Annotated in this window: 20 protein-coding genes; 8 read left to right on the top strand and 12 right to left on the bottom strand. The window is 39.2% G+C overall.

Going from position 1 to position 23,404, the window contains the following annotated elements; translation table 11 throughout:
- The first annotated feature begins 11 nt into the window (after positions 1–11).
- The 3 genes from ATS76_RS16800 (at position 12) to ATS76_RS16790 (ending at position 5,320) form a co-directional block, all read left to right on the top strand.
- On the top strand, positions 12–3,143 hold the full coding sequence (locus ATS76_RS16800; RefSeq protein ID WP_058552992.1) for an efflux RND transporter permease subunit: 3,132 nt from the start codon (positions 12–14) through the stop codon (positions 3,141–3,143).
- Positions 3,143–4,549 carry an efflux transporter outer membrane subunit gene (locus ATS76_RS16795; protein ID WP_058552991.1) on the top strand — a complete coding sequence of 469 codons (1,407 nt, stop codon included), beginning with the start codon at positions 3,143–3,145 and terminating at the stop codon, positions 4,547–4,549. Before ATS76_RS16800 ends, ATS76_RS16795 begins: the two co-directional genes overlap by 1 nt.
- 156 nt (positions 4,550–4,705) lie before the next feature.
- Positions 4,706–5,320 carry a TetR/AcrR family transcriptional regulator gene (locus ATS76_RS16790; RefSeq protein ID WP_058552990.1) on the top strand — a complete coding sequence of 205 codons (615 nt, stop codon included), beginning with the start codon at positions 4,706–4,708 and terminating at the stop codon, positions 5,318–5,320.
- A 290-nt stretch (positions 5,321–5,610) separates the two neighbouring features.
- Here ATS76_RS16790 and ATS76_RS16785 read toward each other — a convergent pair whose 3' ends face one another.
- From ATS76_RS16785 to ATS76_RS16760, 6 genes are all read right to left on the bottom strand, one after another.
- Positions 5,611–6,711 carry a HupE/UreJ family protein gene (locus tag ATS76_RS16785; protein ID WP_058552989.1) on the bottom strand — a complete coding sequence of 367 codons (1,101 nt, stop codon included), beginning with the start codon at positions 6,709–6,711 and terminating at the stop codon, positions 5,611–5,613.
- A gap of 5 nt (positions 6,712–6,716) precedes the next feature.
- Positions 6,717–7,724, bottom strand: a complete 1,008-nt coding sequence (locus ATS76_RS16780) for a tetratricopeptide repeat protein (protein WP_058552988.1) — start codon at positions 7,722–7,724, stop codon at positions 6,717–6,719.
- 42 nt (positions 7,725–7,766) lie between these two features.
- Positions 7,767–8,273 carry an Ig-like domain-containing protein gene (locus ATS76_RS16775; protein ID WP_058404060.1) on the bottom strand — a complete coding sequence of 169 codons (507 nt, stop codon included), beginning with the start codon at positions 8,271–8,273 and terminating at the stop codon, positions 7,767–7,769.
- Between the two features lie 11 nt (positions 8,274–8,284).
- Positions 8,285–9,877, bottom strand: coding sequence for a DUF4331 domain-containing protein (locus ATS76_RS16770; RefSeq protein ID WP_058552987.1), 1,593 nt, complete (start codon positions 9,875–9,877; stop codon positions 8,285–8,287).
- A 126-nt stretch (positions 9,878–10,003) separates the two neighbouring features.
- A complete protein-coding gene (locus ATS76_RS16765; protein WP_058552986.1) occupies positions 10,004–10,687 on the bottom strand; it encodes an anti-sigma factor in 684 nt (227 codons plus the stop codon).
- Complete coding sequence (locus tag ATS76_RS16760) at positions 10,684–11,208, bottom strand: sigma-70 family RNA polymerase sigma factor (protein WP_058552985.1); 525 nt, start codon at positions 11,206–11,208, stop codon at positions 10,684–10,686. Before ATS76_RS16760 ends, ATS76_RS16765 begins: the two co-directional genes overlap by 4 nt.
- 595 nt (positions 11,209–11,803) lie before the next feature.
- Between ATS76_RS16760 and ATS76_RS16755 the strand changes: the two genes are divergently transcribed.
- Positions 11,804–13,423, top strand: a complete 1,620-nt coding sequence (locus ATS76_RS16755) for a diacylglycerol kinase family protein (RefSeq protein ID WP_058552984.1) — start codon at positions 11,804–11,806, stop codon at positions 13,421–13,423.
- A 48-nt stretch (positions 13,424–13,471) separates the two neighbouring features.
- On the opposite strand, the gene ATS76_RS16750 is transcribed toward ATS76_RS16755, so the two are convergent.
- Together ATS76_RS16750 and ATS76_RS16745 are read right to left on the bottom strand one after the other, a co-directional pair.
- Entirely contained in the window at positions 13,472–13,780 is a 309-nt protein-coding gene (locus tag ATS76_RS16750; protein WP_058552983.1) for a VF530 family DNA-binding protein, read from the bottom strand.
- Between the two features lie 54 nt (positions 13,781–13,834).
- Positions 13,835–14,137: a DUF1496 domain-containing protein gene (locus ATS76_RS16745; RefSeq protein WP_058552982.1), complete on the bottom strand. Its 303-nt coding sequence runs from the start codon at positions 14,135–14,137 to the stop codon at positions 13,835–13,837.
- A 107-nt stretch (positions 14,138–14,244) separates the two neighbouring features.
- Here ATS76_RS16745 and ATS76_RS16740 point away from each other — a divergent pair, with 107 nt between their 5' ends.
- A complete protein-coding gene (locus ATS76_RS16740; protein ID WP_058552981.1) occupies positions 14,245–14,478 on the top strand; it encodes a TIGR02647 family protein in 234 nt (77 codons plus the stop codon).
- Between the two features lie 12 nt (positions 14,479–14,490).
- On the opposite strand, the gene maiA is transcribed toward ATS76_RS16740, so the two are convergent.
- Both maiA and hmgA read right to left on the bottom strand, forming a co-directional pair.
- A complete protein-coding gene (gene maiA / locus ATS76_RS16735; protein ID WP_058552980.1) occupies positions 14,491–15,117 on the bottom strand; it encodes a maleylacetoacetate isomerase in 627 nt (208 codons plus the stop codon).
- 2 nt (positions 15,118–15,119) lie between these two features.
- Positions 15,120–16,421 (bottom strand): homogentisate 1,2-dioxygenase, encoded by a 1,302-nt coding sequence (gene hmgA, locus ATS76_RS16730; protein ID WP_058552979.1) that lies wholly within the window; start codon positions 16,419–16,421, stop codon positions 15,120–15,122.
- A 144-nt stretch (positions 16,422–16,565) separates the two neighbouring features.
- Between hmgA and ATS76_RS16725 the strand changes: the two genes are divergently transcribed.
- Complete coding sequence (locus tag ATS76_RS16725) at positions 16,566–16,997, top strand: MarR family winged helix-turn-helix transcriptional regulator (RefSeq protein WP_058553099.1); 432 nt, start codon at positions 16,566–16,568, stop codon at positions 16,995–16,997.
- Between the two features lie 54 nt (positions 16,998–17,051).
- On the opposite strand, the gene ATS76_RS16720 is transcribed toward ATS76_RS16725, so the two are convergent.
- Both ATS76_RS16720 and ATS76_RS16715 read right to left on the bottom strand, forming a co-directional pair.
- On the bottom strand, positions 17,052–20,171 hold the full coding sequence (locus tag ATS76_RS16720) for a TonB-dependent receptor (RefSeq protein WP_058552978.1): 3,120 nt from the start codon (positions 20,169–20,171) through the stop codon (positions 17,052–17,054).
- A 303-nt stretch (positions 20,172–20,474) separates the two neighbouring features.
- Entirely contained in the window at positions 20,475–21,326 is an 852-nt protein-coding gene (locus ATS76_RS16715; protein WP_058552977.1) for a S1/P1 nuclease, read from the bottom strand.
- Positions 21,327–21,545: 219 nt separating this feature from the next.
- Here ATS76_RS16715 and ATS76_RS16710 point away from each other — a divergent pair, with 219 nt between their 5' ends.
- The gene (locus tag ATS76_RS16710; RefSeq protein ID WP_082664367.1) at positions 21,546–22,442 is read left to right on the top strand and encodes a hypothetical protein; all 897 of its coding nucleotides are present in this window, start codon (positions 21,546–21,548) and stop codon (positions 22,440–22,442) included.
- Positions 22,435–23,379 carry a hypothetical protein gene (locus tag ATS76_RS16705; protein WP_058552976.1) on the top strand — a complete coding sequence of 315 codons (945 nt, stop codon included), beginning with the start codon at positions 22,435–22,437 and terminating at the stop codon, positions 23,377–23,379. The genes ATS76_RS16710 and ATS76_RS16705 overlap by 8 nt, the downstream gene beginning before the upstream one ends.
- Positions 23,380–23,404 lie beyond the last annotated feature (25 nt).

Genomic DNA, 23,404 nt, shown 5'->3' with positions numbered 1-23,404 from the left:
GGAGAATTTACATGTCACGGTTTTTTATCGATAGACCTATATTTGCTTGGGTACTTGCCATAGTAGTGATGCTAGCAGGTATTTTAGCTATTAAAAGTTTGCCTATTGCGCAGTATCCATCTATTGCGCCACCTGCAATAAGTATTACGGCGACCTACCCAGGTGCATCGGCTCGTACGCTTGAAGATACCGTTACCCAGGTTATAGAGCAAAAAATGAAAGGCTTAGATGGCTTGCTTTATATGTCGTCAACGTCAGAGTCTAGCGGCTCAGCAACGCTTACACTTTCGTTTAGCGCTGAAACCGATCCTGATATTGCTCAGGTTCAGGTGCAAAATAAACTAGCTACTGCTACACCACTTTTACCTGAAGCCGTGCAGCGCCAAGGTGTTGTGGTTGCAAAGTCAGCTCGTAACTTTTTGATGGTTTATGCGTTTATGTCAAAAGATGGCAGCATGACCAATATTGATATTGGCGACTATGTGTCATCAAACGTGCAAGACATTGTTTCGCGTGTTGAAGGTGTGGGTGAAGTACAGTTATTTGGCTCACAGTATGCGATGCGTATTTGGTTAGATCCTGCCAAGCTTCAAAACTATAAATTGACGCCTGCAGATATTAGCGCGTCTATTAGTGCACAAAACGCGCAAGTGTCAGCCGGGCAATTAGGCGCTATGCCTGCAGTTGCAGGTCAGCAACTCAACGCAACTGTGACTGCGCAAAGCCGCTTACAAACACCTGAGCAATTTAGGGACATTTTAGTTAAAACGAATGCTGATGGCTCTTTTGTTAAATTGAGTGATGTTGCTCGGGTTGAGCTAGGTGGTGAAAGTTACCGGGTTGTTGCGCGTTATGATGGAAAACCAGCCTCAGGCTTGGGTATTAAATTGGCCAGTGGTGCTAATGCGCTAGATACTGCGCAGGGCGTAAAGGATGCAATTGCAGAATTAGAGCCATTTTTTCCTGAAGGGCTCGAGGCGGTTGTGCCTTACGACACAACACCGTTTGTGGCGCTTTCAATTGAAAAAGTAATTCATACGCTTATAGAAGCTGTTGTATTGGTGTTTGTTGTTATGTATCTGTTTTTACAGAACTTTAGAGCAACGCTTATTCCAACAATTGCAGTGCCAGTGGTATTGCTGGGTACGTTTGGTATTTTGTACACATTTGGCTACTCAATCAATACACTAACTATGTTTGCCATGGTGCTTGCCATAGGATTATTAGTTGATGATGCCATTGTTGTTGTAGAAAACGTAGAGCGTCTGATGACCGAAGAGAAACTCTCAGCGTTAGAAGCAACTCGTAAATCTATGGATGAAATTAAAGGGGCGCTTGTTGGTATTGCAATGGTGCTTTCTGCTGTATTTATCCCTATGGCCTTTTTTAGCGGCTCTACAGGAATAATCTACCGTCAGTTTTCTATCACTTTAGTATCTGCTATGGGGTTATCGGTTCTTGTGGCGCTTATACTTACGCCGGCATTGTGTGCAACTCTTTTGAAGCCTAGCCATGTTCATAATGATAAGTCGTTATTTGGTAAGTTTTTTATAGGCTTTAACCGTGGGTTTGATAAAACAAATTCGGGTGCACAAAGCTTTGTAAGCCGCATGATCAAGCATGCTAAACGTTACCTTGTTATATACTTTTTAATTGTGGGCGGAATGGCTTATGTGTTTTCAAATTTACCTACCGCATTTTTGCCTGACGAAGACCAAGGCATACTGTTTAACCAAGTTTCATTGCCTGCGGGCTCTACAACTGAGCAAACACTTGAAGTGGTTAAAAAAGTAGAAAACCACTACTTGAACGAACAGTCTGAGGCAGTAAACGGTATTTTTACTGTTACCGGGTTTAGCTTTGCAGGTTCTGGGCAAAACTCAGCCATAGGGTTTGTTAATCTTAAACATTGGGATGAACGACAACGTGATGATTTATCTGTACAAGGTGTGGCAGGTAAAGCTATGGGGTATTTTTCCAGTATTAAAGAAGCGTTTGTGTTTGCTTTCCCACCGCCTGCAATCGTAGAACTGGGTACAGCGAATGGTTTTAATATATTTTTACAAGACAGAGTAGGCTTGGGCCACGATGCGCTTTTAGCTGCGCGTAATCAGCTATTAGGTTTAGCAAGCCAAAGTCCTGTATTGGCCGGTGTGCGCCCTAATGGCCAAGAGGACATGCCTGAAATACAACTCGATACCGATTTAGCTAAAGCACAAGCATTGGGTGTCTCGCAAACCGATATTAATAACACCCTTGCTACTGCTTGGGGTAGTAGCTATGTCAATGACTTTATTGACCGTGGGCGAGTTAAAAAGGTGTATATGCAAGGTGATGCTAAATCTAGAATGGTGCCTGAAGATTTAAATAAATGGTATGTGCGCAACAAAAATGGCGATATGGTTCCGTTTTCTGCATTTGCAACTGCATATTGGACTTACGGCTCGCCTCGTTTAGAGCGCTACAATGGTTTTTCTGCAATGGAAATACAAGGGACCGCTGCGCCTGGCTACAGTACAGGGCAAGCAATGGATGAAATGGAACGTTTAGTGAAGCAGCTGCCAAGTGGTATTTCGTCAGAGTGGACAGGTATTTCGTTCCAAGAACGTTCTAGTAGTGGCCAAGCACCTTTGTTATATGGTTTGTCGTTGTTATTTGTATTTTTATGCTTAGCGGCACTTTATGAGAGTTGGTCGGTACCGTTTGCCGTCATGATGATTGTTCCGTTAGGTATATTTGGTGCTGCTATGGCTGCATTAGGTAGCGGATTATCAAACGATATTTACTTGCAAGTGGGCTTATTAACTACGATAGGGTTAGCGTCTAAAAATGCCATATTAATTGTGGAATTTGCCATACATAAAATGGATGAGGGGCTTGGTTTAGTTGAAGCGGCCGTAGCTGCAGTAAGACTGCGTTTACGCCCAATTTTAATGACTTCAATGGCCTTCATTTGTGGCGTTATCCCATTAGCTATTGCATCTAGTGCGGGTTCTGGTGCGCAAAATGCGCTAGGCATTTCAATTATTGGTGGAACACTCGCCTCTTCTATATTAGTTGTTGTTTTTGTGCCGTTATTTTTTGTATTAGTACGCCGGGTTTTTCCTGCAAAAGAAAAAAGCACTAACGAGGAGGCTGCATAATGGCTACAAAAACGTTTTCGTTAAGTGCACTGACTCTAATTGTTTTAAGTGGGTGCCAGTTGGCACCTGAACAGCAAGATTTACTGTTGCCAGTGCCAAAATCGTATGCAGCTCAGACAGAGCTGGCAACAGTTAATACGCTAAAGTGGCAGCAGTTTTTTAGCGATAAAAAACTTCAGGTGCTTATAAATCAAAGCCTTGAGCACAATAAAGACCTACAAATTGCGATGCTCAATGTGCAGCGGGTGCGTGGGTTATATCAAATAGAAAACTCAGCATTGTATCCGTCGTTAAGTGTAAATGGCTCGGGCACGCGTCAGCGCCTGCCAGCAAGTTTGACAGGTACTGATGAGGCCAGTATTAGTTCGCAATACAGTGCGACTGTAGGCATTACCTCTTATGAATTAGATATATGGGGTAAGGTTCGAAACCAAACACAACAAGCGCTACAGAACTTATATTCTTATGAGTTGACTCAATATAGCTCGCAAGTATCGTTGGTGGCAGAGCTTGCAAATGCATGGCTTAATTATGCAACAGACCAACAATTACTTGGGCTTGCTGAAGAAACGTTAAAATCGCAACAAGCGTCGCTTGCGCTTACTCAGCAAAGCTTTGATTTGGGCGCAGCATCAAAAATTACGTTAGAGCAACTTAAAAGCACCGTTGCCAGCGCTAAGGTTGATATTGCAACGTATAAACGTTTACTGAAACGCGATAAAAATGCACTTGATTTATTAGTAGGAAAACCATTAAGCCCTGAACTCCTGCCAAATAAAGAGCTGGACTCGTTATTAGCGTTGCCCAAAATACCGGTTGGTTTACCCTCCGATTTATTAACTCAACGCCCAGATATTAAAGCAGCAGAGCATCAGTTACTTGCGGCTAACGCCAATATAGGTATTGCCCGTGCAGCATTCTATCCAAGCATTAGCTTAACGGCTAATGCAGGCACTGCCTCTAGCGATTTAGGTGGTTTATTTGATGCAGGGTCGGGTACATGGAGTTTTGTTCCATCAGTAACTTTACCTATTTTTAATATGGGCAGGAATCAAGCTCAGTTAGATGTTGCTAAAGCTGACCAACAAATTGCGGTAGTTACTTACCAGCAAAAAATTCAGCAAGCATTTCGTGAAGTGTCTGATGCGTTAGCCGATAACGAAGGCTATCAAGCGCAATTAAATGCGCTTGATATGTTACTACAAAGCCGCGAGTCTACCTTTTCGTTATCAAAGGCGCGTTATGAAAAAGGCGTAGATAGCTATTTACAAGTCCTTGATGCACAACGCAGCTGGTACAGTGCACAGCAACAGCAAATTTTAGGTCAACAAGCGTTGCTTGCTAGCCAAATTAGCTTGTATAAAGTGGTTGGTGGTGGCTGGGAGAAAAGCGCTCAAGCCAATTAAGTAAAGGTTTACAGCTGTAAACACTGTGTTGCAGCTAGTTAAAGTTAACGAGATTTTAAAAGGGCTGAATACTTATTTTTTAGTGGCAGGTTTGTTTAAAAATAAGTAAGTATTTGCCCTACTGTCGAGTTTAATAATTCGACAGGGGAGCTTTGTATGAAAACTAAAAGACAAACAGATCCAGCTATAGCAAAAGCGCGTCGTGATCAGGTTTTAACTGCGGCGGCAGAATGCTTTCGTCGTAAAGGCTTTCACGCTGCAGGAATGGCAGAAATATCCAGAACAGCAGGGATGAGTGCTGGCCATATTTACAATTACTTTGAAAGCAAAGAAGCCATTATAGAAAGTATTATTGAAAAAGATATGGAAGAAATGTTCTCTATTTTTGAACATTTTGAAGGACAACCAGAAGACACGCTCACTGTATTGTTGAACGGCTTAAACATGGGCGTACAAAGGCACATGGATACTGGGGAATGTGCGGTCGATTTAGAGATGTTAGCCGAGGCCGGGCGAAATAATAAAGTTGCTAAATTATTACGTGATGCAGATACGCAAGCACGTAATAGAATGCACCAGCTTTTAATAAGTGACCGCAGCGTGATAAAAGACATAGATGAGGCAGAACTAGAAAGCCGCATAAATGTTATTTTTTCAGTAATGGCGGGCTTACTTTTACGAAAAGTACTTTACCCCGAACTTACCGAAGAGACTGTTTTAATTGCGCTTCGCCCTGCAATGAGAACGTTATTAATGCCCTTTAAAGATTAAAGTTATGCTATTAAAGTGTAGATACTATACACCCGCAATATTAGCGGGTTTATAGTATTAACGGCCGTTTAAGGTAATACCAATTAGCAATAATACATAATCATTTTGAGGGCTAAACGTATCGCTATTTGCGTTAAAAATTCTCATTTACGACTGCATGTATACAGAAGGTAGAGCCATGCAGGAGCAATTACCGAGAACAACTAAATAGCGAATTTTTTGCTCAGCTATCAACACGTTTTTTATCCTCAAAATAGATCATTTACATAAGCTAATTGGTATAATTATGTTTAAAAACGTTCTATAGACCATTTTAGAGCCACAATGGCAATGCCTATAGACCCTGCAGGCATTAACCATTTTACATACCAAGTGGTTTTTCTAAGTGCCATTAACACAGGTAACGCCACTAATAAAATACTCAGTTGGCCTATTTCTACCCCTAAATTAAATGCCAGTATGCTCATTAATTGGTAGTTACTCGATAAACCTAATTCTCCAAGTACACTCGCAAAACCCATACCGTGTAGTAATCCAAAGGCAAATGTTAACCAGCCTAGGCGAAGTATGAGTGGCCATACATTATTCAGTGCCGCAAATAAAACGGATATAGCAATAATTAGCTCAACCCAGCGAGTATTGAGTGATATTAAATCAAGCGCTGTTGCTGTAAGCGTTATAGAGTGTGCAAGCGTAAATGCTGTAACAATCCATGCAGTGTGTTTAATGATGTGTTGTTTAGAGCCAATGGCCTGCCACGTGTTTTTATCACGGGTTAAAACACAGGTAAGTAATAGCGCAATTAAAAATAAAATATGATCAATGCCTATCCAAATATGCAGTACGCCTTGGTATACATATTCTGTAAAGGTGTCTAAATAGCTTGATTGCTTTGTATTAAAGGTTTGGTTAGGTTCATTTATACTAAAAACACGTGCTATGTCGTCTACATTAACAATAACTTTATGATTTGCGTCATCTTGAAAAAAAGCTGAATACTTAAGAGTAATAGGGTCATTTTTTAAACATGAAAATGACACGGGCAATACCAAGTAAGGTTGATTAAAGTGCTCATTTAGCTGGTAATTATTATTTACAGTGAGTGCACACGTTTGCGTGTTTTGTTCCGCGATAAGATTGTTTTTAATAAATGTGTTAATTGCTACACGTTTTGCTTTTATTTCAGCCCAAGTAATGTTGGCGTTTTGGTCTAAGTCGAGTGCTATAACGTGCTCTAAATCAGCCACGTTGATTTCCCAATTTCCGCTGTATTGAGCTGTATTGTTGCTATTAAGCGTAATATAGCCAGTACTTAACTGGTGTGCAAAAGCTGCTGTTGTAAAAAATAAGCTTAACAACATAATCGAAAATACGCGTATTAATTTACTCATATTATTTACATCCTTTTAGCTTGAATAATAAGCGCTTGGTCGATATTCATTTTGGCCTGTTGCCAGTTAATATTGGCCCAATACAGCGCTTTTGATTTGTTAGGCTGCACATGAATATAGTAGTTTGCTAAATCACTGGCATGAAAACTGTCGTGGCGCACTTCTCTTAGCTCTACTCGTTGCTTCATGGTGTTTTGCCATGTGTATTGCGTCGTGTTTAGTTGTTTTTCTGCAATGGCTAAGCGAAGTAACAGCGCGTCTTCTAAATCGTGTGGTTCTTTTATTAAGTTACTTAATTTGTTGATTACTTGCTGTGGCTTATTTAAGCCTAGTTGTATGTCTGCCCATAACACAATAAGGCTTACTGGCGCGTTTAATAAGCTTATATTTTCAAGATGCTTTAATGCGTTTGTGTAGTTTTGTAATCTAAAGCTCATTTCAGCTAATACATGTTTTGTGTTGAGGTCAATAGGCTTATTATTCGCAAGCTTCACTAAAGACTGATAGCTACCTAATAAATTACCGTGCTGACTTTGCACATCTAGTACACAAGTACTTGCAGTTAATGTGCTTACTCTAGTTATAAGTGCTAAACAATGCTGCTTGGCAAGTTCAAATTGGCCTTGTGTCATGTACAAGTTTGCGAGTAATAGATGAGTATTACTGTGATCAGGCATTATTTTTAAAACATTGTTTGCTACGGTGATAGCGTCATTAAATAAATGCTCTTTTTGCAAAACGCGTGCATATAAGTAGCCTATGTCAGGGGTTGGCTCGCTAATATATAATTTAGAAAGCTTATTTTTTAATACGCCCTGCATATTTTCTGTTTGCCCTACAAATTGGCTTTGCTCCACCACGGTTTTTATTTCATTGAGCGATAAAGACGCTGTTATATTTGATTTAGTAACAGCAATTACGTCGTTATCTTTTGGGGTGTAAGCATTTGCAAAAAGGTTAAATGAGCATACTAAGCTTAATGCAATAATGAATTTAATGAGCCCTAGTTTCATATTCGTATCCTTAAAATAGCCATCCATGGCCGGTCAGCTTATTTACTGATTACTATTAATTAAATTATTAATATCGGTGTCTTTGTTCGTGAACTCACGTCCATTGATAGAGAGTGGCTCTGCATTAGGTGCTTGGTTAAATGCATCAGTAGCAAACTGAGCAAAGTCAACTTGCAAGGCTTCAATAGTGATATTTACTATTGCACTAACTTGGCTATTTACGCCATCAGATACGCCAAATGTAAAGCTATCTATGCCTGTAACCTCTTTATTTGGTGTGTAAGTAAAGGTGCCATCAGCATCAATATTTACCATGCCTAAAGAGGGCTCGCTGACTAATGAATAAGTAAGTGAATCACCTTCTTTATCAGTGGCTGTCAGTGAGTCGGTGATATTTACCTCCGTTTGCGTTGTTAACATAATGTCGCTCACAGATGGGGCTGTATTAACCACAGGCAACGGCTTTTTATTGTCGTCGTCATTGCTACATGCCCCCAGCGTTAATGCGCCAAGCAATACACCTATATGCGTTAATTTTAAATGTTGCATTAGTTTACTCCTTATTTAGAGCCCGCAAGAGGGGTAGCTAAGTACGGAAAGGTTGAGTTCATCATTGTTGCATCAACAGGTGCACCATCAGTAAAAGGCACGGTGCCAACGCTTGCATCTTCAGGCGCACACAAACCTAGGTCAGTATCTTCGCCTGCTACAGGAATAGGGTGACATAAACGACCCATTACTACACGCAGAGCAATATCAACAACGTCATCGCCAGGGCGTCGACCGTTTGGAAAGCCAGCTAAATCGTTTCCTGCAACACCAAATGCAGATTGCTCATTTTGCGGTGTTGCCGCAATGTTTGTGTTTAAACGCAGCATTTCAGACGGCGTCACCGTGGCTTGTTGATTTACACCCGCAAAACCGGTTAAAAATGCGGTAATTAAATCGGTACGAGGGAAGTTTGTTGGTGCTAATGTTTCAAGGTTAGCGCCAAGTGTTGTATTAACAGCATCTTTAAATAATATGTTTAACAGTTCAGGAAGAGCAGGATGCGACACATAATCTAAAAACTGACCATCATCCTTAGGATGTGCTGTAGAGAACGTATCTTTATCTTTTATACCAATAACAAGCTCATTAACCAGTGGATTACCTAGACGTGATACTTGGGTAAGTGCACCACCATTAACTGCATTATTAGCAAATTTAGCATTCGGGTTTAGTATGCGAGCTTGCGGCAAGCTTGCAGTGGTCCACGAACCAACAACGCCATTACCTTCGCCTACAATACAGCTTTTTGGTACTTCAATCGCAATGGATGTTACGTTTTTATCTGCCAGGTCGTCATTGTCAGCCGATTGAGTAATGCCTCCAGGAAAACCGCCTGCATCGCCAGCACCTGGTGCACTGTCGCCCTCTACCGGTACGTAGTTTACTAAATCGAACGTTTTACCAAGGTTAACGACAAAGGCGTCTTTTCTTTGGCCAACAAACACTTGTGCCATGCTTTCACAACCGGGAATAGACACGTTATATACAAATTGATCCGCATAAGTTTGATAGTCAGCTTCAGAGGTAAATGTTTTATTACCAATATAATCAAGTGGTTTGCTAAATGTAGATGTGCCAGTGGTTGTATTATTTAATAAGGTTGCAGCGCCTGTACGTTGTGGCCCATTAATCATACTCAGTGTGTAAGATTCACTAAAATTAGTTGCGCTGTTATCACCCGCGGAAACGCCGCCCACATTTTTAAGCGGAACAGAAACGGTACGCTTGTTGCCTTCAGGGCCTACAGCTAACTGCACACCTTGATTATCATTTGGTAACATGCTTTGAAAATTAAAAGCAAAGGTAATGTCTTCAATTGCATCACCATCGTTATCTATGTGTATGTTGTAAGTTGCATCCGGGTCCATAGCAAAATAATTAGGGCCGCCGTAGGCATCCTGCAATGGAATGTAGTTAGCAATTAGTGTGACGTACTCTTCTTTTCCTTGTTCATAGCTATTAAATACATAAAAATCGGTAGAGTCTAACGTTGGGAAGCGACTGATATTAGGTGCTTCTCGATGGCTTGATGCGTTAATTGGTGCGCTTATAAAAGTGCTGCATATTACTACTGCGAGTATTGACGGTGTTAAAGCTTTCATGACTTTTTCCTTTAGTTTTAAATAGAAGTCATAGCTAATAACGGCGGGCAATTTAGATTGGATGCAAAAAAGTTAAATTTTATTTAAATAAAAAATGGCTGCTTATAAAAGCAGCCATACAGGAGATTATAGTAACACCAGCTCGGTCGTATAAAGTACCTCGGTAGGTAAGCCATTCGGCGAACCACCTAAAGGCTCTAAACTGACTGCTAGCAGTGAGATATCATCCGCATTAAAGCGTTTATCTTTTAACAAAAATTTACCACCTTGTTTAGGTAATATCCCTAACGAAACCGGTAAATCTTGTCCTTTTAAGATCATCCATAGTTGATAATCTTTGTCTCTTTGGGCAACTAATTGACTGCTGGCTTTTATAGTTAGTGCATCTTCGTTTACTTCAATAATCCATAATGACTGCTTATCTTGATTTTGTACGAGTGCAATTTGCTGATATTGCGATGCCTCTTCGGTCGGCTTAACGACTAAAAATGCTAATACAATACACGCGGCGGTCGCTATAAACGACCATGTCTGCCAAAGCGACGGCTTAGTTTGCACCACTGTTTTACTTGGCTGTGGTTTAGACTCAATGCCTTGCAAAATGTTTTCCCAAACAGAATCGCTAGGTGCTTGAGGTGTAATTGCACTTGCTAAATTATTGAGGTTTTGTTCCCACATAAATATTGCCTCACGTGCTTTGCTTGAGCTAAGTAATAAACGCTGAAAACGCTTTCGTGCCAGCCCTTTAAGTGTGCCCAATACGTATTGCCCTGCGAGCGCATCTAATAAGTCGGGTTTTGTATAATTCATAATGTTAAACAGCTTTGAAGTTGCGTAAGCCCGCGCCTGATCCAACTTTTTACTGTGCCCAATGGCGACTCTATATGGTCAACTAGCTCACTGTGACTAAGCCCCTTGTAGTAAGCTAAATGAATAGCCTGCTTTTGTTGAGGTTCAAGCTGCTCTATACAGTTTACTAATTTAGTATTTTCGTCGTAGTTAACATCGACGCTCTGAATATCGAAGTCATCATCTCCCATTGCTTGCTCTTTTCTTACTTTATGGTAACGCAACGCATCAAGACTTCTATACCTGACTATACTTATCATCCAACTAATAACCGTGCCTTTAGAGGCATTGTATTCTGAGGCGTTATGCCATATTTTAATGAAGGCGTCTTGCAGCACTTCTTCGGCATGGGCTCGATTAGAAAGCATATTTAAGCTAATGGCAAAAAGCTTTCCGCTTGTTTGTTGGTACAAGGTTGAAAATGCATGCTTATCGCCTTGCGACGTATCGTATAACAAAGACAGTAAATTATCGTTTTCCATAAATATCCTATTTATTTTTATTCTCTTTTTATAAACGTGTGTGGCCTAAATTTGGATGCAAAAAAGTTAAGTAGCATGTAACAGTATACTTTTCGTCCTTTTTTGCAATAAATGTATTCGTTATAGTTAAAACTGATTGAGTCTTTAAATCTTCTGAGGGTAAACATGCGAGGCCCTTTGAACTCAATCGAGAAGCGACTTATAAATTCTCAAAGGGGGCCGATAAGGAGCTAAGCAGGACGCGAAAGCTTTGAACAGCTTTTATTTAGCTCACTAGCTTATAGATCACGCGCCGCAATTAAGTTGCCTTTAGGTAAGATAAATTTAATCCTTAAAAATAAACAAGCTCTAGTTAGTTCCTTTAATAGTCATTATAAAATCAGATTCGTTTTAATATTCTAAGTGTGAAAAATTAACATGCTTGTTGTGTAAAAAACGCAAAATAAAGTAATTTAAAATACGTAAATAAAAATAGCTCTATAATTCAATGTATTAAAAGTGTTGCGAGTGCCTTTTTATGGCGTGTTAATTGCAACTATACCTATAAAAGCTGCTTGCTATAGAGTGAACAGCAATAAATATAAATGGAGATTTTATGTGGGCTGCAATTAGTTATTTGATACTGGCATGTATACTGATTTTGATAGGGTGGGAAATAAACTCGATTTATTTTTCACTATTTTTTTACTGGACCGCGCTTTCGCTTTTTTTGGTCAGTGGGGCCTACATTTTTAATATAGGTAAAATTTTTAGAAAACGTGAAAGTGGTGTTATTCCATTTTATATACGTTGGGCGTTCATTCCTTTTCTATTAGGTGCACAAGTTTATAACGCGTGGTCACGCAAGCACGATAAGGTACCGCCTATCCAGCAAATTAACGATAACCTTTTTTTAGCATGCCGTTTATTTCCCTCAGATATAGACACATTAAAAAGCAACGATATAACCGCTATTTTAGATGTTACCTGTGAGTTTGACGGTTTAGAATGGAGCTCTACACAAGAGCGTATTAATTATTTGAACATTCCAGTGCTTGATCATAGCGTACCAACGCATTCACAGCTCAATCAGGCAATAAATTGGATCCATCATCAAATTCAAAAAAATAATAAAGTCGTTGTCCATTGTGCGTTGGGTCGAGGCCGTTCAGTGTTTGTTATGGCCGCTTACTTGCTAAGTCAAAACAAACACGCCGATGTACACGATGTGCTTGCCCAAATTAAAGAAACGCGTGAAACCGCTAACCTAAATAAGCGCCAATTACGTCACTTAGCAAAGCGACATAAAAATGGTGAGTTGACGATTAAAAATCGTGCATGTTTAATTGCCAATCCCGTATCGGGTACAAAAATATGGCAAGACAAAGAGCAATTTATAATTGCCCGTTTGTCTACTTATTACGATTTAACCGTAATGACCACAAGTCCAGACATTAACGGGATAGAGCTTGCCAAACAAGCGATTGCAGAAAAGCCTGATATTGTTATTGCTTGTGGTGGCGATGGAACAGTAGCCGAAGTCGCGAGCGTATTAGTTAATACACCATGTAAATTAGGTATTATTCCACTGGGGACCGCAAATGCGCTAGCCCATGTATTGATGGGAATAAGTTCAAAATTTATACCTGTAGAGCAAGCATGTGATTTAATTATTGATGGTCAATCTACGTTAATCGACACCGCTTATTGTAACGACGAGCTAATGCTACTTTTAGCAGGCATAGGTTTTGAACATGCGATGATTGAAAAAGCAGACCGTGAATTTAAAAATAAATTTGGACAACTCGCTTATTTAACGGGTTTTTTTCAGGCATTTTCTGAACAAAAATCGCAACAGCTTAACGTTAAGTTGGACGATAATGACTCGATGACTATAACCACAAGCAGCTTTGTTGTCGCTAATGCCGCACCGTTTACAACGCTGCTTGCTCAAGGGGGAGGGCAACCCAATCATAGCGATGGGCTTCTTGATATAAATTGGCTTATACCCAATAAAGAAAACTCCACCACGGTATTGAGTATTGCGGAGCTTATGTTCAGCAGCATAACGCAAAGTCACTTAGCGATTAACTCCCAACACACAAATGCTAAAAAAGTCGAAATATCTTCAGAGAATGGGATTAAATACGTCATTGATGGCGAAGTGAAAACGGCTGATAGGCTTGTGATTGAAATACAGCCAGCATCGCTTAATGTGATCAGTAAAGAAATTTAGTAAAACTAAAATATAAAGGCGCATTAAACTGCGCCTTTATTTATATTTTTACTTTTTTATTGATGGCCAAACAAAGCCAGTTGTATCTGGAGCCTTGTTTGTTGTTTTACGAGGTGCGCTTTTTGGTTTACGAAGTGGTTTGTTATTTATTGTATGAATATATAACGCTTCAACTTTGTCTCTTGCCCAAGGCGTTTTTCGTAAAAATTTTAAACTAGATTTTATGCTAGGCGACTCTGTAAAACATTTAATTTTTACTTGTTCTCCCAACGTTTTCCAGCCCAGTCGCTGCTCTAACTCGACCAAAATTTGTTCTAGTGTGATCCCATGTAATGGGTTTTTAGGTTGATTATCCATAGCCATACTGCTTATTTAAACTGTGTGTATTGTAGCTTAAATAAAATTTGTAGGCTAATTCACTGTAATTTTTTTAGGTTGCTTAGGGTAAATAATTTTCCCTTGTTCATTAAGCTTAAGCCACATTAATGCGCCACTGGTCTGATTGGGATTTTTAGCACTGCATAGTAAAGTAAACGTCTTAACGCTAATTAATGCGCCTTCACTGAAACGTTTGTCATCGTACCAACACGTTGTTTGATGTTGAGTCAACTGATTGGCGTTTACAAATTTGCGGCTGTTATGTGGCTCTGCATTACAAAATAACGATAGTGATAAGCTTAAAAAACAGACGGATAGAATAATTAACGTACGCATAATATTCTCCTACAATAGACTCTAAAAATAGTACGTAATGCTAAAAAACATGCTAGTGTAATATTACACACTAAGAAATACACAGAACAATAAGAAGGTGAACACACATGAAATTTAACCAAATGATGATAGATGAATTCACATTACTTGCAAAGTTTCCGCTCGATAGCAAAATGCAGGGGATTAAATTGCACTCTGACGCAGAAGCAAGTTTAATTGATGCTGCACAACGATTATTTGATAAAGGCGTTATAGATAGCCCTGATGGCGGTTACTTGACTGATTTGGGTTTAGATTTAATTGAGCACGTTACGGTTATTCATAGCGTGCTCAAAAGTTAAGCTTAGCGGTACTCAGTTCGCATCGGGTTGATTTTGCGGTGCGGCATCATTAAACGCAGCTAATTTATTACATCGCTCATAAATGGCTGCGATTTTTGGGTAGCGACTCATATCCACATTAAAACGAATAGCATTAAATACCTGCGGTACTAAGCAAACATCAGCAAGGCTTGGTTCGTCCCCAATACAGTAATTATCGTCTGTGAGCATTGTTTCTATTTTATCAAAACCAACTTCAACCCAATGCCTGTACCAGGTGTTTTTAGCGTCATCGTCTACGTTTAATTTATTAGATAAATACTTGAGTACACGCAAATTATTAACAGGATGAATATCACACGCTATTGCAAAGCTTAAATTTCTAATTTGTGCTTTTCGCCAAGGTGAGCCGCTAATTAATGGTGAGTGTGGGTATGTTTCATCAAGCCATTCTAAAATAGCTAATGATTGACCAAGCACGCCTTCGTCTGTTTCAAGGGCTGGTAAAAGCCCTTGTGGGTTTAATGCCAAGTAGTTCTCATCAAGCTGTTCTGATTTTAATAAGTTAACAATTGCCAGCTCGTGATCAATTTTTTTTAGATTTAACGCAATGCGTACACGGTATGCAGCAGATGAGCGAAAATAACTGTATAGCTTCATAATTAATCCTTGTTGCCTGAATAGTGTTTTTCGATTGTTCGCCAACAATCCGTGTAATTATGCTGACGCTCTTCACCTTCTAATGCGTATTTAGTCGGTGAAATGATGAAGCGTGATTCGAACATGAAGGCGAGCGTATTTTCATATTTTTGTGGAATAAGCTCTGCGTTTGATGCTTTTTCGAATACGTCAGCTTCTGGACCGTGTGGTGACATACAATTATGTAAACTGGCGCCTCCTGGTACAAATCCGTGCTCTTTAGCATCATATACGCCTTCAATCAAGCCCATGAATTCACTCATGATATTTCTATGGTAGTAGGGAGGGCGAAAAGTGTTTTCAGCGACCATCCAACGGGGTGGAAAAATAACAAAATCAACATTAGCCATCCCTTCAGTGGCTGACGGCGAGGTTAAAACGGTGAATATAGAAGGATCCGGATGGTCAAAGCTGACTGTATTCATGACATTAAATCGCGATAAATCGTACTTATAAGGGGCGCTATTCCCCGTCCAAGCAACAACATCGAAAGGAGAGTGTTTTATTTCACAGCTGAATAAGTTGCCATTAAATTTTGATATCAGTTCAAAATCACCTTCTTTGTCTTCAAAAGCAGCAACTGGATAGTGAAAGTCACGGTCGTTAGCATAGCCGTTTGCACCAACCGGGCCCCGCTCTGCAAGCTCCAAAGCATGACCATAGTTTTCGCATATATAACCACGGGCGGTTGATTGTATTAAATCAACTGAAAATTTCATTCCTCGCGGTATGACTGCAATTTCACCTGGCTTTACAAAAAGCTTACCGCACTCTGTATGTAATAGCAGCTCGCCTTGTTGTGGTACAAATAGCATTTCACCATCAGCGTTATAAAAGTAGCGATCAACCATCGATTTATTAGCAACATAAACATGAATACCAATGCCAGATTGCCCATTAGCGCTGCCGTTTGCAGCCATTGTTATAAGGCCATCGATAAAATCAGTTGGCTTTGTAGGAATTTCAACGGGGTTCCAGCGCAGCATAGTAGGAGGAGTTACGGCTTCTGTAATAGGCGCGGTTCTTATCAGGCCGTTATCAATTGCTTGGTAGTCACCTTGTACTACCGAAGGGCGCAAGCGGTATAGCCAGGTTCTGCGGTTAGCTGCGCGAGGTGCGGTAAATGCTGTAGAGCTAAATTGTTCAGTATAAAGATCATACTTAACTTTTTGAGGAGTAAACTGCCCTATCGGCAAAGCACCGGGTAGCGCTTCGGTTTCAAATTCATTACCAAAACCGGTCATATAGTTTAATTGTTCTGCCATTGGTGACTCCTGTGAGAGAAGGCTAGTTTTATGTTTTATTTATTTCAGTTAAGATACTCTCAAGTGAGAGTAATTTCAAATTACTCTCTGGAGGCGTTTGTAAATAAAAATGAACAGTCAGTAAATCTATTTAACGGAACAACAATGAAACTCGATTTAGATACTTTTTTAGCGTATCAACTAATTAATGTTGCAAGTTTGGTGAGTAATGATCTTGCAAAGGTATATCAAGCCAAATTTGACTTAACAATACCTCAATGGCGAATTTTGGCTAACTTAGCGCAATTTGGTCAAAGTAATGCTAAAAGCTTATGTGAGCAGGCAAATATGGATAAGTCGACCGTGTCGCGTGCAATAAAAATATTAGTAGAAAAAAAGTTGTTAATAACTCAAATAAATTCAGAGGATAAGCGCGCAGCAATACTTTCATTAAGTGAATCGGGAAAGGAGTTGTATAAAAAAATAGTACCCGAAGCGCTAAAGTGGGAAAAAGAATTATTGGCTTCGTTAAACACTCATGAACAGAGCTTATTAGTAAGTGTACTTAATAAGCTAAAAAATAACTTACAGGCATAAAAAAGCCCATCAAATGATGGGCTTTTATAATTTTGACTAATCTAACAAGTTAGATTAGAAAGTGTAACGTACACCTACACGCATTTCCCATAATGACGCACCAGTTTGCACTGAAGTATTTGCGTTATTACCGTTAAAGCCTGAGTAAACGTAACGACCTTGGTCATCAATAGATGTTGAGATCATGCTTGCGCCTACGAAAGGACCTTTCTTAAGTACGCCCCAGTCATCATTTAGCATGTTTGTAAGGTTGTCGATTACGAAGAATGCTTCACCTTTATGGCCTTCCATAAAGCCTGGTAGTTCTTGTGTAATCTTAAAGTTAAACTTAACAAACCAATCTGAATTTTGCTGGTTACGACCTGCAATTTCACCGCGTTTAAGTCCTTCAGAAGCAATGAAGTCATTGAATTCATTGATTTCATCAGCCGACATGTTGTAAACAACGTTTGGATCGTTTTCAAGTGGTACGTAAAGTAATTGGCGATCACCATTCCAGTTACTATCACCGAAGGCACCATCGCTACCGTCAAACGTAAAGCTGTAAGGTAGGCCTTTGTATGCTTCACCGTAAAGGTTAAAGCGTGTTTCAAAGCCATCTACAAATTCGTGTTTGTAACCAAGCGTCATAGTGAAGCGATGCGGGATTTCATAATCTGAAGACGCAACACCTGGGTTACCAGGGTTAGTAAGTGCGATGTTACCGTAGTTAGACCCGGCTACAGAACTAGTCATTGGGTTTACATCGTCTGAGTCAGTGTATGCATAACCAAAGCTAAAGTTGATGCCATTGTCATACATTTTGCTGATTGCAGCAGAGATAACAGAAGAGTCACCACTATCACCACTAACGTTAGTTAATAGATACTCATTATCGCGACCTTCGATTGATTCGTAAATAGGACGGCCATCAAATGTAGTTTCGCCTGAATCTTGAAGTGCGATGTCGCGCACTAACGCAGCATCTTTCTTTTTAGAGTATAAGTAGTCTACAGAAATTACGTATTCGTCTTCAGTTGTGTATGTTGCACCAAGTGAATATTTCCACTCTGAAGGAATTTCAAAATCTGGGTCTACTGCATTTACATCACCATCACCACTACCAGGAACAACAGCTGCTACTTTATCAAATTGAGACTGAGGGATTTCAAAACCAGGAGAACCACCATTTACATTAGGTGTAGCAAATAAGTCGATAGCACCAAACTGGTTTGCACTAATATTAGTAATACCATCATTTGAGTACGAGTTAGACAGCCATACGTTCGGGTTACCACCAGAGAATAAGCCAACACCTGCGCGTACTTCTAGCTCGTCTGTTGCATACCATTGGAATCCAACACGTGGTTGAAGTAAATCAATACCGTCAAACGTACCTTGGTTACTAAAGCCGTAGCGTTCAGTGAAGTTCTTGTTAAGGTTAGGAACGTCATCGCTTGTGTATTTGTCATAACGTAAACCAAACTGAATGGTTGCATCTAAGTCAGTAAACGCGTATTCATCTTGAACATAAAACGTATGCTGAGCGTATGAGAAACTTGCAGCAGCATCGTTTGGATCGTTAGTTGTTGCAGCATTATTATAGAAAATGGCGCTTGCTATACCGTTTTCAAAATCATCGACTGAATTAAAACGATACTCACCTTCTGTATGCTGTACGAACAAGTTGAAAACAGATAGCTCTTCGAACTCGTAACCAGCAGTAATTGTGTGTTGATCTAAGTAATAAGTACCAGCAACTTTAAATGTAGTTGTGTCGTAATCAAGATCGTTTGATTGACGAGAATCATCTGGACCAATGAATACAGTACCGCCATTATCAGTACGAATCTGCATTTCACCAAAGCTGCTTGCAGCATCTAGTGACTGAACCGTTGCATCTAGCTCTGATTTACCTAAACGAATTTCAGTAGAAAAATCGTCTGACCAATCAGAATATACAGAACCAATGATTGAAGTAAACTCAGCACTTTGATTGTAGAAGTGATTTGATAAAGAAACACGGCTAGAACCAGTATCAGACTGAGAAATTGTATTACCGTCGTTGTAGTTATAAATTAAGTTTGCACGGTGATCTTCGTTGATGTTCCAATCTAGTTTTACTAAGATTTTTTCATCTTCAACAGGCATACTAGATGGCATACCGCCAACATCGTAACCATATAAAGATTGAGCGATGTTAGTGATGCGTGTGATGTCATCAGCTGTTACGCTACCAGTGTTTAAACCGTCGTAGTTAAACTGGCGAACACCTTCAAGTTTTTCATATGAAGTGTACAAAAATAATGTATCTTCAATAAGCGGAAGGCCTACGTTGAAACCGTAACGTTTTTCAGTGTAGTTACCGTTATCAACTTCATCACCTTCAATTTCGTCGCCTTTCATTGAATCGCTTGTGTAATCGAAGAAAACACCACCGTGAACGTCGTTGCCACCCGATTTAGTTACAGCATTGATGTTACATGATGTAAAGCCACCGTATTGAACGTCAAAAGGAGCTAGCTCAGCTGAAACTTGTTCAATAGAGTCGAAAGAGAAAGGGGCACGGATAGTTGGGTAACCGTTTGAGCTTAAACCGAAGTTATCGTTCATGCGAACGCCGTCAAGCGTTAAGCTGTTGTAACGTGGGTTACCACCACCACAGTTGATTGAGCCACGGCTATCATCGATTGTGATACGTGGGTCAATACGAATAATATCTTTTAAATCACGGTTAATAGCTGGTTGGTTTTCAAGATCAGTTAGCGTAAAAGTAGACGCAGGACCTGTACCACCAGACATAGCACTGATAGGAGCACCTGTAACTACAATTTGCTCAATGTTAGAGATATTCTCTAAAGAAGCATTTACAGGGTAATCGTTACCAATATTAAGAATAATATTATTGAACTCTTGGTCTGCATAAGTGTCAGAATCTACAACTACTTTATATGGACCACCAACACGCAGGCCTTTAGCTGTGAAATAACCAGCGTCATTAGTTTCAGTTGTTTTAACTGAGCCTGAAGGAACGTGTAAAATTGTAATTTTAGTGCCAGCAGCAGGATTGCCGTTAGGACCAGTGATTTGACCTTTAATTGCAGATGTTGTTTCATTTGCAATTGCAGCGCCACTAACACCAACACATGCTGCAATAGCAAGTGATAGGGCCGTTTTGCGTATTTGAGTTTTCATTTAATTTTCCCGTGTAGTTAATAATTAAATTTTTATATTTTTATTTTTCGGTTTTCAAAAAATAAACTAAATGCAGGTTTATAATTTAAAAACCATTGCTATTGTACCCCAATTGTTTGTTACAAATAAAATACAACTGCAATGTTTTTTTAATAAATAGTACAAATTTTGACTATTTTTTACGTTTTTTTGAGTAATCACTCTATTAGCGAGCTCATACTACCGATGTTTTATGACAAACTTGTGAAATGTAAAACAAGCCTTTACAAAAAATCCCCGTGTGTAGGTTTTATGTGTCACAAATTACATAGATACTTTTTTTAACGCTGTTTCCAGCTCTTTAGCTGAAGGGTCAAACAGTGCGTTTAACAAGCCAGCCAATCGAACACCTGCCTGCAGCAGGCGTGTTTTTACAATAGGTGTATTTTTGTAGACATAGCTGTAGCCAACTTCTTCATTTGTAGACTTATAAAGTGCATTTGCTAAATTGTGAGACTCTTCAATCCACGTAGTTGGTGTACTTTCTAAATATTCTGCGATTAGTTCGCTGTTGTTGGTGTTTATAAACTGCGCGTATTCAGTAAATGATAAGTTTTCGTTTTCAACTAACTTGGTATCCCACAAGCTGTGTAAGTTTGTATCTTGACCAAAAAACGACACTTTAATACGGTTTCCGCCTCTATCTTCGCTTCTTCCTGCATGGAAGGGTTGATGGCTATCACCGACCAAGTGAACTAAAAAACGTAAACTGAACTGTTTTGAGTCTAAACTACTGTTTTCGTCTTTGAGTGTTTTTATAGAATAGTGGATGCCTTCAAGAATATTGCTAACCGATTCTTTATTATTGGTATGGTCGTGATTGATTGTGAAAGACTTATTGGGTGCGGCATTAATATAGTGCCAACGAGAAGATTGCTTTTGCCAAAACTTGCCTGGATTTGAGCGCATTTCATCAGGCCAAGTTGAAACTTGTGCGAGTGATTCTCCCGCTAAAAATGGTTGAATAGCTGATTTTGTGGTGTCTGTTATATGGGATTCAGCAATTTTACCTACAACACGGTGACCGTTTTGGCCCCAAGCAAGTGAATCGCTACTTGTAAAAATGGCACTTATTAAAAGCGCTGACGTTACCGAATATTTTACATTGCTACGCATTAAAGATCCCTTAATGATTTTGTAGTGGTGTACTGCGTTGTAATGAGGTCAATTGTCCTTACTTTTTCAGTAATTAGGAAGGACTCAATAAAATTCATAATTTCTTATTCATATTTATTATTAATCAGTAGTTTAGCTATTATAGGTAAAATTACTTGTTGTAATAAGTAATTAATATTGTTCAAATGAGAGAGTGATCTACTTTAGGGTGTCTTTAGTTTGGATATTAAAAATAAGCTGTTGCATAAAACTACAATTGTTACATTTTTGTTTACAGTGATGGTTTTTGCTTGGATGTGTGGTCAATTAATTGTAAACGATGACGAATTAGTATTTCCTATACTTATTGAAACATCAACAGTATGTAGTACCTCGGCGACCGCAAACGACAATGAGTTGATTGTATTTACACCGTCTAAGAACATTGCAGCTGAGCTTTCACAGAAGTTATGTGGTGATAGTGTGGTTGCTAAACAGTACGGATCGGTTATTGGTTATTGGGGGTACAAAACATCAGACAGCTTAGAGTTTGTAGGTAAAGGAATTGCAGATCTTATTCTCGCAAAAAACAACATCATGACGGCTTTTAAGGCTGAATCTACCTATAATTATATGCCAGTTGTCGGTTTTTCTGATTACACCGCATTTTTCATATCTTCAAAAGAAAAACCCATCATTTCAAAATCGTATTTTTTAGACAAAAAAATAGGACTGCTCGATTACCCAACGAGCCGCTCTGGGCATATTCTTCCAAAGCAAGTGTTTAAAGATCTTGCTATAAATATTGCAAATTTAAATATAACATACGCAAGTTCTCACAATGAACTGCGTGACTTATTAGCCAATGGTAAAGTAGATATTATTGCGTCGTTTTGGAAAGAAAGCGATAAAGACCGTTTCTCAAAAAACTATATAACCCCACTTAGCAATAATATAACAGGCACACGTTGGTATTTAAAAATGCAACAAAATAATACTGATTTGTTGTGTTCGGTGCAAAATCACTTAATGAATATGTCTAAAGGGCAAGCCCTACATTACTATCAAAATGTAACCGCATTTTGGCTGTGTGAAAATAATACTGCTGTTTTTAAAGTAGGGGAAAATAATGAGTAGGCGTAAGTTTTTATTAACGTTCTCGTGTATATTTTTAATGATATCGTTTGTGTTTTATATATCTGTAGTGAATAAAACCGAGCGTGCCACTAAACAACAAAAGGCTCAAATTGAAAAACAAATTGCACTGGATTTAACATTACTCGATTTGCCCAATGAGCTTTATAAGCATGCAGGAAATAAAGAGGCGGTTGTAGCTTATATAGACTCGCTGAATAGTTATTTAAAAACAAGTAACTTGAAAATCGACAACATTACCTCAGGCGTGATCAATGACAACGAGTTAAGAAAAGCTCAATTTACAAGCCGTTTAGCGACAAGCGAAGGTCCTGTGATAATTGTTTTTAGTATAAACGAGCATTACTTCACGCCTAAAAATAAGATGTTTTTTTTATTTTTTTTACTTATCAGTCTTTTTGCAACTGTGTGGTTAAAAGTTGTAGAGAGTAAAAAAAGCAGTGTAAACTTAAATAAGAGCATTAACCCCGTTGCATCAATGCCGATGCCTTTAGCGCTCATTATTGACTTACGCAATAAAACACTTTCACATAGTTATGATAAAGAACAAAGTGTTCAATTAGCTAATAAACCATTGTGTTTTTATCTCGCCCTTGTTGAATACTGTTCAGCGAATAGTGAGGTTACGTTGAATCACAACAAAAATGTCCCTGATGAGCTGATTGAACTTGCTAACAAGTATTTCTACCGTTTAACAGAGCTTGGACATACGATCAGGAAACGCCCGAACTTTAATAATAGCCTTGAGAAAACGTTGAGTGAAATAAGAGCGGGGCTTGACGATGTATTGAATGAATACCCTGAGGAAAAAGAAATTTACTACCCACCTAAAGCGTATGGAGAAGGTTCACGCTCTCGTTTGCACAGTTACGGGCTTATAAATATAGCGAAGGGAAATATTGAAATAATAGGGAAGTAATTATGCTTCCCTATTATTATAGGCG

The sequence above is a fragment of the Pseudoalteromonas sp. 10-33 genome (genome assembly GCF_001469195.1).
Lineage (GTDB): Bacteria > Pseudomonadota > Gammaproteobacteria > Enterobacterales > Alteromonadaceae > Pseudoalteromonas.
The sequence above is the reverse complement of the archived record's forward strand: the minus strand, read 5'-3'. Positions and strand labels throughout refer to the sequence as shown.